The 13,793-nt window shown below is 35.3% G+C and carries 14 protein-coding genes; 8 read left to right on the top strand and 6 right to left on the bottom strand.

What is annotated here, in order from left to right; translation table 11 throughout:
• Positions 1–30: 30 nt before the first annotated feature.
• The 3 genes from FHP04_RS01835 to FHP04_RS01825 all read left to right on the top strand — a co-directional run bounded on the left by FHP04_RS01835 (position 31) and on the right by FHP04_RS01825 (position 2,889).
• A complete protein-coding gene (locus FHP04_RS01835; protein WP_139854130.1) occupies positions 31–1,395 on the top strand; it encodes an acyl-CoA dehydrogenase family protein in 1,365 nt (454 codons plus the stop codon).
• Positions 1,396–1,480: 85 nt separating this feature from the next.
• Complete coding sequence (locus FHP04_RS01830) at positions 1,481–2,335, top strand: cupin-like domain-containing protein (protein WP_139854129.1); 855 nt, start codon at positions 1,481–1,483, stop codon at positions 2,333–2,335.
• 38 nt (positions 2,336–2,373) lie between these two features.
• Positions 2,374–2,889, top strand: coding sequence for a DUF6646 family protein (locus FHP04_RS01825; protein WP_139854128.1), 516 nt, complete (start codon positions 2,374–2,376; stop codon positions 2,887–2,889).
• Between the two features lie 3 nt (positions 2,890–2,892).
• Here FHP04_RS01825 and FHP04_RS01820 read toward each other — a convergent pair whose 3' ends face one another.
• The 4 genes from FHP04_RS01820 to FHP04_RS01810 all read right to left on the bottom strand — a co-directional run bounded on the left by FHP04_RS01820 (position 2,893) and on the right by FHP04_RS01810 (position 5,780).
• A complete protein-coding gene (locus FHP04_RS01820) occupies positions 2,893–3,372 on the bottom strand; it encodes a regulatory protein RecX (RefSeq protein WP_139854127.1) in 480 nt (159 codons plus the stop codon).
• Positions 3,373–3,569: 197 nt separating this feature from the next.
• Entirely contained in the window at positions 3,570–5,114 is a 1,545-nt protein-coding gene (locus FHP04_RS01815; RefSeq protein WP_139854126.1) for an Rne/Rng family ribonuclease, read from the bottom strand.
• A gap of 215 nt (positions 5,115–5,329) precedes the next feature.
• Positions 5,330–5,464 carry a hypothetical protein gene (locus FHP04_RS14765; protein WP_260402674.1) on the bottom strand — a complete coding sequence of 45 codons (135 nt, stop codon included), beginning with the start codon at positions 5,462–5,464 and terminating at the stop codon, positions 5,330–5,332.
• 25 nt (positions 5,465–5,489) lie between these two features.
• A complete protein-coding gene (locus tag FHP04_RS01810; protein WP_139854125.1) occupies positions 5,490–5,780 on the bottom strand; it encodes an HU family DNA-binding protein in 291 nt (96 codons plus the stop codon).
• 129 nt (positions 5,781–5,909) lie between these two features.
• On the opposite strand from FHP04_RS01810, the gene mutY reads away from it, so the two are divergent.
• From mutY to gldD, 4 genes are all read left to right on the top strand, one after another.
• Entirely contained in the window at positions 5,910–6,974 is a 1,065-nt protein-coding gene (gene mutY, locus FHP04_RS01805; protein ID WP_139854124.1) for an A/G-specific adenine glycosylase, read from the top strand.
• Positions 6,975–7,086: 112 nt separating this feature from the next.
• Positions 7,087–7,542, top strand: coding sequence for a single-stranded DNA-binding protein (locus FHP04_RS01800; RefSeq protein ID WP_139854123.1), 456 nt, complete (start codon positions 7,087–7,089; stop codon positions 7,540–7,542).
• Between the two features lie 21 nt (positions 7,543–7,563).
• Positions 7,564–8,886 (top strand): gliding motility-associated protein GldE, encoded by a 1,323-nt coding sequence (locus FHP04_RS01795; protein WP_139854122.1) that lies wholly within the window; start codon positions 7,564–7,566, stop codon positions 8,884–8,886.
• Positions 8,879–9,436, top strand: coding sequence for a gliding motility lipoprotein GldD (gene gldD / locus FHP04_RS01790; protein WP_139854416.1), 558 nt, complete (start codon positions 8,879–8,881; stop codon positions 9,434–9,436). The genes FHP04_RS01795 and gldD overlap by 8 nt, the downstream gene beginning before the upstream one ends.
• Positions 9,437–9,515: 79 nt before the next feature.
• Here the strand turns inward: gldD and FHP04_RS01785 are convergent, their stop codons facing one another.
• Together FHP04_RS01785 and FHP04_RS01780 are read right to left on the bottom strand one after the other, a co-directional pair.
• The gene (locus tag FHP04_RS01785) at positions 9,516–11,570 is read right to left on the bottom strand and encodes a M16 family metallopeptidase (protein ID WP_139854121.1); all 2,055 of its coding nucleotides are present in this window, start codon (positions 11,568–11,570) and stop codon (positions 9,516–9,518) included.
• A gap of 21 nt (positions 11,571–11,591) precedes the next feature.
• Positions 11,592–12,908, bottom strand: coding sequence for a M16 family metallopeptidase (locus FHP04_RS01780; protein ID WP_139854120.1), 1,317 nt, complete (start codon positions 12,906–12,908; stop codon positions 11,592–11,594).
• 280 nt (positions 12,909–13,188) lie between these two features.
• On the opposite strand from FHP04_RS01780, the gene FHP04_RS01775 reads away from it, so the two are divergent.
• Positions 13,189–13,647 carry a DUF4199 domain-containing protein gene (locus FHP04_RS01775; RefSeq protein WP_139854119.1) on the top strand — a complete coding sequence of 153 codons (459 nt, stop codon included), beginning with the start codon at positions 13,189–13,191 and terminating at the stop codon, positions 13,645–13,647.
• Positions 13,648–13,793: the final 146 nt, after the last annotated feature.

The raw sequence follows: 13,793 nt of genomic DNA, 5'->3' as shown, positions 1-13,793 counted from the left end.
CTTTAGGAGTCAACTCTTAAAAAAACCACTATGTCTATTTTTAAAAAAATAAAGCAAACAATAAGTTTAATGCAGGATATTGATCTTGATGCCTTGGGGAAACTTTCACAAAAAGTTGATTTACCAGAAATAATGAAAACTGTTGGGGAACTCGATGATAGGCAGTTGGCTGGCTTGATGAAAATGTTAAAACATAAAGGAGGCAAAAAGGGGCAACATAAATTACCTCCTATAGATGGGGATTTTTATGATTTGGCCTTAAAGTTAACACCAGAACAACGCGAGCTACAAATTAAAGTGCGCAATTTTATGGAAGATGAGATAAAGCCAATTGCAAATGAGTATTGGAATAAAGCTGAATTTCCGTTTCAGATTATTCCAAAAATGGCTGAACTAAACATCTGTGGAATAGCATACGAAGGTGTAGGGTCGCAAAATCACCCGTTTTTAATGGAAGGTATTATAGCCATGGAACTGGCTCGAGTTGATGTCTCCATCTCTACATTTTTTGGCGTCCACAGCGGCCTTGCAATGGGTTCGATTTATGTTTGCGGAAGTGAGGAGCAAAAACAAGAATGGTTGCCTAGAATGCAACGTATGGAGCTAATAGGGGCCTTTGGGCTTACAGAGCCAGAAGTTGGTTCGGCAGTGGCAGGTGGTTTAGGAACAACTTGTAGAAAAGAAGGGGATGATTGGGTTTTAAACGGACAAAAAAAGTGGATAGGCAATGCTACGTTTGCCGATGTTATTATTATTTGGGCGCGTGATGAAGCTTCAGACCAAGTAAAAGGTTTCTTAGTGCGTAAGGAAAACCCCGGTTTCAAGGCGGAGAAAATGGAGAACAAAATGGCGCTGCGTACCGTTCAAAATGCTATCATAACCCTAACCAATTGTCGAGTACCGGAAAGTGATAGATTACAGAAATGCGATTCGTTTAAAGACACGGCCAAGGTTTTGCGAATGACGAGAGCAGGAGTGGCTTGGCAAGCCGTAGGATGTGCACGTGGAGCTTACGAAGCTGCATTAAAATATACCAAAAAGAGGGAGCAATTTGGAAAGCCAATCGCTTCCTATCAATTAATTCAAAATCACTTAGTAGAAATGGTTGCCAATTTAACGGCAATGCAAACTATGTGTTTCCGACTTTCAGAATTGCAGGATGAAGGTTTATTAACAGATGAACACGCTTCCCTTGCAAAAGTGTTTTGTAGCATGCGAACTCGTGATGTTGTAAGTCGCGCTCGAGAGGTAATGGGCGGGAATGGAATTCTTCTAGAATACGACGTAGCTAGATTCGTGGCAGACGCCGAAGCAATTTACAGTTATGAAGGCACTAAAGAAATCAACACCCTAATTGTAGGTCGCGCAATTACGGGGTATAGCGCTTTTGTTTAATAATTTATTGATAAATGCTTAAAGTTATATTAACAATCTCCATAGGATGGCTCTAGATTAGTAAATTTGCACTAAGATTAAAGCTATGAAATTAAAGGAAATAGATAGGGTAAAGGCCATTACCAAAGAAGATTTTCTGAAGAATTACTTTAAACCCCAAAAACCAGTTGTAATTGAAAGGTTTATAGAGGATTGGCCAGCTTATACCAAATGGAATTTAGACTATATGGCCGAAGTAGCAGGGGACAAGACGGTGCCTTTGTATGATGATCGTCCCGTAAGTCATAAAGATGGGTTTAATGAGCCGCATGCGGAAATGAAAATGAAAGATTACGTAGCCCTTCTTAAAAAAGAACCTACTAAATACCGAATCTTTCTTTGGAATATTTTAAAAGAAGTTCCACAACTTCAGAAGGATTTTTCATACCCAGATTTTGGGTTGAAACTGATGAAAGGCTTGCCGATGCTCTTTTTCGGAGGGAAGGATTCCTATACCTTTATGCATTATGATATCGATTTGGCAAATATCTTCCATTTTCACTTTCAAGGTAAAAAGGAAGTAATTCTCTTTGACCAAACCCAGAATGATTACTTGTATAAAATCCCTCATTCTCTAATTACGAGAGAAGATATAGATTTTCACGATCCAGACTACACCAAGTGGCCCGCCTTAAAAAAAGCCGAGGGATATATTGCTAATTTAGAACACGGAAATGTGTTGTATATGCCGGAAGGGTATTGGCATTATATGCGTTATATAACACCAGGTTTTTCAATGAGTTTACGCGCCATTGCTAGAAACCCGAAAAATTTAGCTAAAGCAATTTACAATATTGTTATTATGCGTTACTACGATCAATTTATGCGAAAAATTAAGGGTCAGAAATGGATTGATTGGAAAAACGAACAAGCCATTGTTCGCACTAATAAAACACTTTAATAATTGTATAATTAACTATATTCGCCAAAAAATTTAAGATGAAAACATTTGCAACTATAATAGCCCTTTTTTGTTTACAATTAACCTTTGCTCAAGCTTATACTGGGAAAGGAGATGTAAAATTTCAAGTTGGTGCCAATTTACAAAATAACGGTACAGGAGTTATGACTAGTTTAGACTTCGGAATGGGTGAAAACATTTCTGTAGGACTTACTTCTTCTTATCTGCTAGATGTTAAAAAATACATTACACCTGCAGGTAATGAAGAGCCCATAGCAAAATTTGCAGACCGTTTTGATTTAAAAGCAAGGTTTAATGCCAATTTAGGTAATGTGATAAATGTGGATGAAAATTTTGATGTGTATCCAGGGCTTAATGTAAGTTTAAAGAATTTTGGAGGGCATTTAGGCGCGCGTTATTTCTTTACTAGTGGCTTTGGTGTATTCACAGAAATGAATGTCCCTTTTGCAAAGTATAACACCGATACTTTAACACCTGGTGAAAAACTTCACAATCAGGTAACTTTTAATTTGGGAGCTTCTTTTAATTTGTAATATTTATTTATTCAGAATTTCGTTAATTTTAGCGTAAACCAGCTCAGGCTCCCAACCTCGATAAAAGAGATAATCCGCCAACTTTTTGCGCTTTGTTTGAAGATTTTTTTCCGAACTTAATTGTTGCATGCGCTTTTCGGCTAAGGCTTCAAAAGTTTTATAGTATTCAGAATCTGGAATTTCTTTTAGCGCTATTTGTATATTGAATTTTGAAATTTGTCGCATTTTCAACTCATTCACTATTCTATTTCGTCCCCATTTTTTCGTTCTAAACTTTCCACGGGCAAAGGCTTGAGCGAACCTTGTTTCATTTAAAAAATTGTGACGTAATAAGTGGTCTATAATTTCATCTATCGCTAAGGGTATCATACGCATCTCGTAAAGCTTTTGCTGCACTTCCTTATGGCAACGCTCCTGGTAGGCGCAATAGCGTTCTAATCGCCTTTTAGCTTCATCTACGGTGTATGTTTTATTTTCATTCATAATATGAAAGCTAGTGACTTTAAATGCTACTAGGACTTAAGATCAGTTAGATTTCCCTAGCATCTTTACGATAGTTATTCTGCTAATATTGCATTGCAAAGTTCGCAAAGATATCTTACATAGGTCGATTATATAATTAGAAACTTAAAGACACAAAAAAACCCCTTTCGAAGAATTTCTTCAAAAGGGGTTTAAAATTATTTTATCAGTTTTCCATCTTTATCGTGGAAATGATATTCAAGATATGTGTATGCATCTCGAGGTTGAATTTTCACCCATTTTTTATGTTCCAAAAACCATTTGGTTCGGACGCTTGGGAAGCCTTTTGTTAAAAAGGCTGCTATAAAAGGATGTGTATTAAGTGTTATCTTTTTATAGTCTTTTTTGAAAAGGCGTTTTACCTCTTCATTAATTCTATTTATAACGATTATAGGTGCTTCAATCTCGCCATCGCCTCCATTACTAGGATCTTCTTCGCGAGTTTTGATGTTCATCTCTGGCCTAACTCGTTGACGGGTTATTTGTATTAACCCAAATTTACTTGGTGGGAGTATTTTGTGCTTTGCTCTATCGTCCTTCATTTCATCACGAAGGTGGTTGTAGAGCTGTTTGCGGTGTGCGGCGCTTGCCAAATCGATAAAATCTACCACAATTATTCCTCCCATATCGCGTAACCTAAGCTGCCTTGCTACCTCGGTAGCAGCAATTAAATTCACTTCTAACGCTGTGTCTTCCTGTGTTTTTTGCTTATTACTTCGGTTACCGCTATTCACGTCTATTACGTGCATTGCTTCTGTATGTTCTATAACCAAATAAGCTCCTTTACTACCTGTAACAGATTTTCCGAAAGAAGTTTTTATTTGTCGTTCAATTCCAAATTTTTCAAACATTGGAACATTAGAATCATAATGCTTTACGATATTGTCTTTGTTTGGTGCAATCTCCTGCACATAATCTTTTATTTGCAAGTATAGAGTTTCATCGTCGATATGTATTGCTGAGAATGAATCGTTAAACATATCGCGGATTAGAGAAGCTCCTCTATTTAGCTCGCTTAGCACTTTTGAAGGGTGGTGCGCCCCTTGTAGCTTCTTACACATCGCTATCCAGCGTTCCATAAGATTCTGTAAGTCTTTGTCCAGTTCTGCTACTTTTTTGCCCTCGGCTACGGTACGTATAATAACGCCAAATCCTTTTGGTTTAATGCTTTTAATCAAGCGTTTTAACCTGTCTTTTTCTTCGTTACTTTCTATTTTTTGAGAAACAGAAACACGATCAGAAAAAGGAACCAATACAATATATCTTCCGGCTATAGATAGCTCAGAGCTTATACGGGGTCCTTTGGTAGATATGGGTTCTTTTACTATTTGAACCAAGATAGATTGATTGTTTTTCAAGGCATTATTAATGTTGCCATGCTTATCAATCTCTTTTTCGAATGGGAAGTCTTTTAGAGTATAATCTTTTAGTTTTCCTGTACTTACACCTTTAACAAATTTTAAAAGTGAAGATACTTTAGGGCCTAGATCGTGATAGTGTAAAAAACCATCTTTTTCGTAACCCACATTTACAAAGGCGGCGTTTAAACCTGGGACTGTTTTACGTATTTTGGCAAGAAAGATGTCGCCAACCGTAAAATTATTATCCTCATCCTCTTTGTGAAGCTCTATAAGTTTTCCATCCTTTAATAGGGCAAAATCAACTTCTTGTGAACCGGACCTAATAAATAATTCGTAGTTCACGTTACATTAATTTTGTTGTCCCGACGTATAATCGGAACTTATTAAACAATATTTTTTCACAGGTTTTTAATTAAAACCCGGCGAAACCGCACCAAAACCAAAAGAAGGTTGTTGCAATCTCATTTTCAAAGAACGATATTTCGTTTGTTTTATTTGGCAACCACACCTAAATGCAGTTGCCAAATTACTTTTAAAACAGAAAAAGTAGTTTAGAACTACTTTTTCTTCTTATGACGGTTAGCGCGACGACGCTTTTTACGTTTGTGAGTCGCTACCTTATGTCTTTTTCTTTTTTTACCACTTGGCATACTAAAGTCTTTTTTATGTTCCATCCCTTCCTCGAAATTCATCGAGTCGGAACCAAACTGGTTATTACTATTTTATTTCCACATTGGTTTTTACACCTTCAACAAATACTTTTGCAGGTTTAAAAGCCGGGATATTGTGAGCAGGGATTTTTATTGTTGTGTTTTTTGAAATATTTCTTCCAGTTTTTTCGGCTCTAGTTTTAATAATAAAACTACCGAAACCTCTTAAATAAACGTTGTCACCACCTTCAAGAGAATTCTTCACTTCTTCCATAAAGGTTTCAACAGTAGCTTGAACTTCATTCTTTTCCATTCCTAATCTTTCTGAAATCTTAGCTACGATATCTGCTTTCGTCATTATATGTGTATTTTAATTAATTATTCTTTTACTAGAGTTTTTTTGGGTCTGCAAATATACATATTTTAAAATCAATAAATCAAAGCATAATCCTTTAAAATTTAATGGAATATAGATTATTTTTACCCAATGTCAATTTTAAACCCTCACTTTTCCAAAAGGCTAATTTCGTGGTATTTAGATAATAAGCGAGATCTCCCGTGGCGAAAAACAGTAAGTCCATATCATATTTGGCTGTCAGAAATTATGCTGCAACAAACGCGAGTTGCGCAAGGATTACCCTATTATTTAAAGTTTATAAACGCCTATCCTACGGTTCAAGATTTAGCAAATTCACCTGAGGATGAAGTTTTGAAACTATGGCAAGGATTAGGATATTATTCTCGAGCACGAAACCTTCATGCTACTGCGAAAATGGTAACCGAAGATATGAATGGGGTTTTTCCTGATAACTATAAGAACTTATTAAAATTAAAGGGAGTAGGGGAATACACCGCAAGTGCTATTGCAAGTATATGCTTTAATGAACCGCAAGCGGTAGTAGATGGCAATGTTTACCGAGTGCTATCTCGTGTTTTTGGAATATCTACACCTATTAATAAAGGAAATGGACCAAAAGAATTCAAAATTCTAGCCCAACAATTAATAGATAAGAAACAACCTGGCACTTTTAACCAAGCTATTATGGAATTTGGAGCGAGACATTGTGTGCCTAGAAATCCAGATTGCAATAGTTGTATTTTTAATGATAGTTGTGTTGCTTTTCAGAAGAATGAAGTAGAGGAATTACCTGTAAAAATTAAAGCTAAACCCGTAAAGAAAAGATATTTTAATTATCTAGTTGTTCTATCAGAAAACGAAAATACTATTCTTAAACAACGAATCGGAAAGGGAATTTGGCATAAACTTTATGAGTTTCCATTGGTTGAAACTTCAGAGGAAGTCGACATCGAGGATTTAAAAAACCTCCCACAGTTTCAAGATTTTTCAGAAAACTTAGATATTAGAAGTATATCGCTTTTTAATGAAGAGGCAGTGGTTCATAAACTTTCGCACCAACATTTATACACCCGCTTTTGGATAATTGAGACACCTAAAGGTAGTCAAGCCGATATCCCTATTTCTGAAATAAATAATTACGCAGTTCCGGTTTTAATAGAAAATTTTGTTTCAGAATTTTTTGAAAACTACTAAATCTATTTTAGGTTTATAGCTTTCATTTAAATCATTCTATATTAAAACTTAAAAAAACCGTATATTTAGAACACAAGATTTACCTTTGCATAAATTATAAAATAAAGAAAATATGAGTGGAACATTGAACAAAGTTATGTTGATTGGACATACGGGTGATGATGTAAAGATGCATTACTTTGAGGGCGGAAATAGTATTGGACGATTTCCTCTTGCTACAAATGAAACTTATGTAAACAAAACTACAAATGAGCGTGTTACAAATACAGAGTGGCACAATATTGTAGTTCGAAATAAAGCTGCTGAAATTTGTGAGAAGTATTTAAAAAAGGGCGATATGGTTTATATTGAAGGCCGTTTAAAAACTCGCAAATGGCAAGATGATAAAGGATTGGATAGATACAGCACAGAGGTGCATTGTACTGACTTTACGTTCTTGACACCTAAAGGAAGCGGAAACGAAACCCCGCAAAATAATCCAGGACAAAATGTTCAAAAACCACAGGCTACTCAACCATCTCAGGCTGCAAAGTCTATTACTGAAGAAGAGGACGATCTTCCTTTTTAATGTTTAACTAAATTCATCAAATTGGATACAGAACCCCCAGGTTTACTATTATTAATTAATACTTTGGACTTTACTCATATAACAAGTATTGTTTTGCTTGTTGTTTTATTAGGCTGCTCTGCGCTGATTTCGGGTGCCGAAGTGGCTTTTTTCTCTTTATCTTCTTCAGACTTTGAGACGAATAACGAGAAAGCAATTGCTAAAAAACTTGCTATAGTAGAAAAGTTACTGTCGAAACCGAAAAAGCTTTTGGCAACGATTCTTGTGGCTAATAACTTCATAAACATTGCCATAGTGCTGCTTTTCGATTCGATGAGCGATCTTTTATTCTCTAATATTCTAACGAATTACTACGGTGTAGATATTCGTTTTATTATAGAAGTTGGAGTTGTAACTTTTCTAATCTTGCTTTTTGGTGAGATTCTGCCTAAAATTTATGCAAACAGAAATGGGATTTCTTTTGCTGTTTTTATGGCACAACCTCTAAATGTTTTGGATACTTTACTGTCTCCAATTAGTTCTCCTATGCGATCGGTAACATTGTTTTTGCACGATCGTTATGGTAAGCAAAAATCAAATATTAGTGTAGATCACCTTTCACAGGCGCTAGAACTTTCTAATCAGGATACTACCTTTGAAGAACAAAAAATACTACAGGGAATTGTTACTTTCGGAAATACAGATACCAAGCAGGTGATGAAAAACCGAATGGATATTTTCGCTATTAGTGAAGATCAATCTTTTAAAGAGATTCTTCCTGATATTATTCAACACGGCTATTCGCGAATTCCAGTTTACAAGGATAGCATGGATAATATTACTGGCGTATTATATGTAAAAGACTTAATTCCATACACAGATAGAAAAATCCTAGATTGGAAGACTTTAAAACGCGAAGCGTATTTTGTGCCTGAAAACAAAAAGCTAGACGATTTGCTGAATGAGTTTAAGGAAATGAAAATGCACCTTGCAATTGTGGTAGATGAATATGGAGGAACTAGCGGACTTATTTCTTTAGAAGATATTATTGAAGAAATTGTAGGCGAAATTAGCGACGAGTTTGATGATGAAGATCTTATTTTCTCTAAGCTAGACGACAATACATTTATCTTTGAAGGGAAAACACCTCTGAAAGATTTTTACAAGGTGATAAAGCTAGATGACCCTGAAGAGTTTGAAGATAATAAAGGAGAAGCAGAAACGTTAGCTGGTTTCCTACTTGAAGTATCAAAGGGATTCCCTAAGAAAAACGAAAAAATATTATTTCACGGTTATGCGTTTGTAATTGAAGCTTTTGAAGGCAAACGTATAAAACAAATAAAAGTTACAATTGAAAATCTATAAACGTATACTCTCCTCAATAATTCTACTTTTCATATGTGTTTCATGTGAAGATGAGGTTACAGTGAAACCCGCTGCCCAGCTGAGGTTAGATTACCCTATTCCTGAGTACAAAACGGTAGATCCTAATTGTGCTTTTTCTTTTGAAATGAATGAGAATGCAGTTATAGAAAAGAAAGATAATTGCGCTCTAAACATTCAATATCCTAGAATGAAGGCCACAATTTATATGACATACCAGCAGGTAAGAGCTAACAATCTAGATTCATTGCTGCAAGATGCTCAACGTTTAGCCTACGACCATACTATTAAGGCAAATAGCATACCTGCATATCCTTTTGTAAACCCAGATTCTAAGGTGTACGGAATGTTTTATATGATAAATGGAAATGCGGCAACCCAAGCAGAATTTTATGTAACCGATAGTATTCGTCACTTTGTAAATGGTGCTGTGTACTTTAAAGCAAAGCCAAATTACGACTCTGTTTACCCTGCAGCAGAATATCTTCGTGAAGATATTAGAAGGATTATGGAAACGATAGTTTGGGAATAAATAGTAAAACTATTCCATAGAAAAACCGCATTAGAACTAAATCTAATGCGGTTTTTTTATAAAGCTGAATCTCGTTTGATTATTCGAAATCTGAATCAGCTACACCTTCGTTAATTGAAACTTTACTTACTTTAAAAGTTAACTCTTGAGGTCCTGCAGACTGCTTAATTGTGAAAGGGAATTTAATTCCATTTACTTCAGTATAATCGTCATACACAATTGTAGTTGAAATTTTTTGCCCATTCATTTCTTGTGTTGAAACCTCTTTAACTTTCAATCCACTTTCTTTATCGTAAAAAGCTTCTTGTCCTTCTTCTAAAACAATAACATAAGCACCTTCTTCAACGCGATCTAGTTTTGCGTCTTTAGCAGAAAGTTCAGCAAATGGAACAGCTTGTTTTTTTGCAGCTTGGTTTTGCTCGTCTGTATAATCCATTTTTTGTCCTTGTCCTGACATATAGCCTTTTTCTCCATCGAAAATCACTTTTTGAAGGGGAGCACCACCCATAGAAACTATCAATGAAGATTGGTTTTTAGTGGTTTTCTTGATTTCAAGACCTAACTGCATACCTTGCATTTCTGCTCCAGCTTCCATTTTTACAGTCTTAACATCTGCTAAAGCTTTGCGCCCTCCAATTGCATCTATGTATTTGTTTATTACCGATTCAGCAGTTACTCCAGATTCTACAGGCATATTGTAGTTTGGCTCTGTAGTTGGGTTTCCTTCTTTATCAAAATAGTACACAGGAATTTGTCTTCCTTCGTGGTTTTTTAGATTTTTAAGTCCTTCTAATACTTCAGAACCTTTACCTACTACTACAATACGAAGATTACCTGGCTTGTAATACTTTTTTGCTACACGTTGAACATCTTCTGCTGTAACAGCATTTATCTTTTTAAGATATCCAGAGTAAAAGTCTTTAGGAAGGTTTTGAGTGTAAACTTCTAGCGCAAGGTTTGCGATAGTAGACGGGCGCTCAAGTGCCAATACAAAATCACCAACATACTTCGCTTTAGCGTTAGCTAATTGTTGAGCTGTTACTTTATTATCACGGATAAAACGAATTTCTTTTAAAGTTTCCACTACTGCACTATCAGTTACTTCGTTACGTACACTAGTAGTAGCTACAAAACGAGTAATGTTTTTATCTGCTCCTGTACTTGAACGCGCTCCATAAGTCCATCCATTAGCTTCACGAAGATTCATGTTCAATAAACTGTTGAAACCACCTCCTAATATTCTATTTGCAATAAGAACTGCAGGGTAGTCAGGGTCGTTCATCTTAAGAGTAACCAAGTTTTGTACAGCAATTTCACTCTGCACAGCATTTGGCATATCGATAAAGTTAACTTGTGTAAACTGAACATCTTTAGGAGTGCTATACACTACAGAAGGCACTGGATTTTGTTTCCAATCGCTAAGGTGCTCACGAACTAAAGCTTCAACTTGGTTTTGCTTAACGTCTCCTACAACTGCTAAATAAGCATTTTTAGGATTAAAGTAGTTTTCATAAAACTCTTTTACGTCGTTTAAGGTTAATTTTTCAACTTTTTCAATGGTTGTAAATTCTCCTTTTGGGTGATCTTTCCCGTAAATTAATGCTGAACGTAGGTTAGATGCAACTGCTGAAACACTTTTTTCTTGGCTCTTTAAACCGTCGATCATTTTGTTCTTTTCCTTTTGGAATTCCTCTTCAGTGAATAATGGGTTTTTTATACCATCAGACATAAGCTCCATAATTCTTGGGAAGTATTCAGAAAGTGAACTCGCGTAAGCGCTCTCTGAACCAAAAGAAATGTTAGCGCCTAAATAATCTACTTCTTCGTTGAAATCGTCTTTAGAAATGTTTGTTGTACCATTTCCCAACATTGCAGATACTATAGCTTCAACACCCGCTTTTTTCCCAGATGCATGTAATGGGTTGTCAATTACTAGTTGTACACGTACAGCAGGAAGCGTGTGGTCTTCCACAACTAGCACTTTCAAACCATTATTTAGATTAAAAGTACCTGGTTGCGTTACGTTTATTGTAGGAGCAGGGCCTGGTTTAGGTTGTTTACTTCGGTCTATCTGCGCCACTGCTAGCGTAGATACAAAAATACTTGCTATTAATAGGTATATATGTTTTTTCATCTTAAAATAATTCTAAGTTTTTTATTGTTCTGATTTTGGCAAATACTCTAAATATAAGCTCTGGTTCTTGTTTAGGTATTTTCTAGCTGCTTCACGAATATCCTCACGAGTGATGTTTTTGTAGATGTCCAATTCTTTATTAATAAGATTGGTGTCCCCATAAAAAGTATAATAGTTTGCAAGTGAGTTTGCAATACCAGCAACAGTAGCATTAGCCGTTACAAATCTGTTTTTGTAAATGTTCTGAAGTTTTTCAAACTCGCGTTCAGAAATAAGTTCATTCTGTAATCTAACAATCTCTTCTGAAATTTCAGCATCTAAAGTTTCTAGAGGTGTGTTATTAAGTGGAATTGCTAAGGTAATATACGTACCGTAATCCTCTTGGCTAAAGTTAATTGCTGCAACTTCAAGAGCCAATTTCTTTTCGTCAACTAATTTTTTGTAAAGACGTGAGCTTTTCCCATCGCTTAAAATAGTTGAAACCATATCCAAGATATACGCATCACGCTCTTTCATAGAAGGTGTTCTGTATGCTTGAATGATCATTGGAAGCTGAATATTAGGATCGTAAAATTTAGCTTTAATTTGTTGGGTAATAGGATCTTCTTTGATATTTGGCTGAACTACTTCAGCACCTCTAGGAATTGGTCCGAAGTAATCTTTAATCATTTTCTTTACCTTAGGCTTGTCAATATCACCCGCAACTACTAGAACAGCGTTGTTAGGTACATAGAATTTTTTGTTGAAAGCTTGAAACTCCTCAAGAGTTGCAGCATCTAAATCTTCCATTTCACCAATTGTAGTCCAACGGTAAGGGTGTTTTTTAAACATGTTTTCCTTAACGGCTTTAAGGATGTTACCGTAAGGTTGATTATCTACTCTTAGGCGCTTTTCTTCTTTTACAACTTCGTTTTGTGTGTCTACACCAATTTGGTTGATAATTGGGTGAAGCATACGCTCACTTTCCATCCAAAGTCCAGTTTCAACACTGTTTGAAGGAAAAATTTCATAGTAATATGTACGATCGTCTGTAGTGTTTGCGTTGTTGCTTCCACCGTTAGATGTTACAATTTCGAACCACTTTCCACGACCAATATTTTCGGTCCCTTCAAATAATAAGTGTTCAAAAAAGTGAGCGAATCCTGAACGTCCAGGAGTTTCGTTTTTTGCACCCACGTGGTACATCACAGAAGTTACTGCAACGGGAGCAGTATTGTCTTCATATAAAATAACATGAAGTCCGTTATCCAATTTGTATTCTTCAAATTCAACTTGTTGGGCCTTAGCACCAACTAGAAACATAAAGGCGAACAAGACGGTTAGAAATGTTTTTTTCATCGTTTTAAATTAAAGTTTAAATATTCGAAAGTTTAACTTACAAAGTTAATTAATTTTAAGAGCTTTTGGGTTTAATTTAATTTTAAGCTCAGTCGCTAATTTGACGTAGCTTTAAGCAGAATGTTACTATACTATAGATGAAAAATTAAAATTTCAACTAATCTTAGATGTTTTAGTTTGTGAATTTTGAATCTAAGTGTTTAATTTTTAAAAAGTTATATTGATGTTTTGAACTTTTTAATACAAAATTTCGTAACTTTTAGGTTTAAATCCAATCACTATGTTTAAAGTATATTCACGTTACGGTTTTGGAATTGCAGCAGTACTAATTGCCTACTTTCTTATTTTAAAACTTATTGGGTTACACCAATACCCTGTATTGAGCTCGGTAAATGGGCTGATTTTCGGTTTTGGAATTTACATGGCTTTAAAAAAGTACTCTGCATCGGAAACAAACTTCAAATATGAAAAAGGATTTGAAGTGGGTTTGTTTTCGGGAGGAATTGCATCGGTGTTATTTTCAATTTTTATGGCTATATATATGTATCAGATTGATACGGAGTTTTCTTCAGGCATTATGAATAAATGGAATCTTGAATATGATTTAGGAACCCTTATGCTTGTTTTGTCTATTTTAATTATGGGATTTGCAACTACTATAGTTTTAACCCTTTCTTTTATGCAACTTCTTAAAACGTCTTGGAACACTCAAGATGGCAATAGAAATGTAATGAAATAAACGACTGATTGTTAGTGTTTTAATTGGGGTTTTAAATAGAATCCTTAGTAATGTGATGATTACAAACTTGTAAAATCACTTCTTCTTATTGAATTCAATTGTCAATCAGTCTATTAAGCGTGAAAGATTAAATATAAAACGCTTTG

It is taken from the genome of Aequorivita sinensis (genome assembly GCF_006346335.1).
In the GTDB taxonomy this organism is placed as follows: domain Bacteria; phylum Bacteroidota; class Bacteroidia; order Flavobacteriales; family Flavobacteriaceae; genus Aequorivita; species Aequorivita sinensis.
The sequence above is the reverse complement of the archived record's forward strand: the minus strand, read 5'-3'. Positions and strand labels throughout refer to the sequence as shown.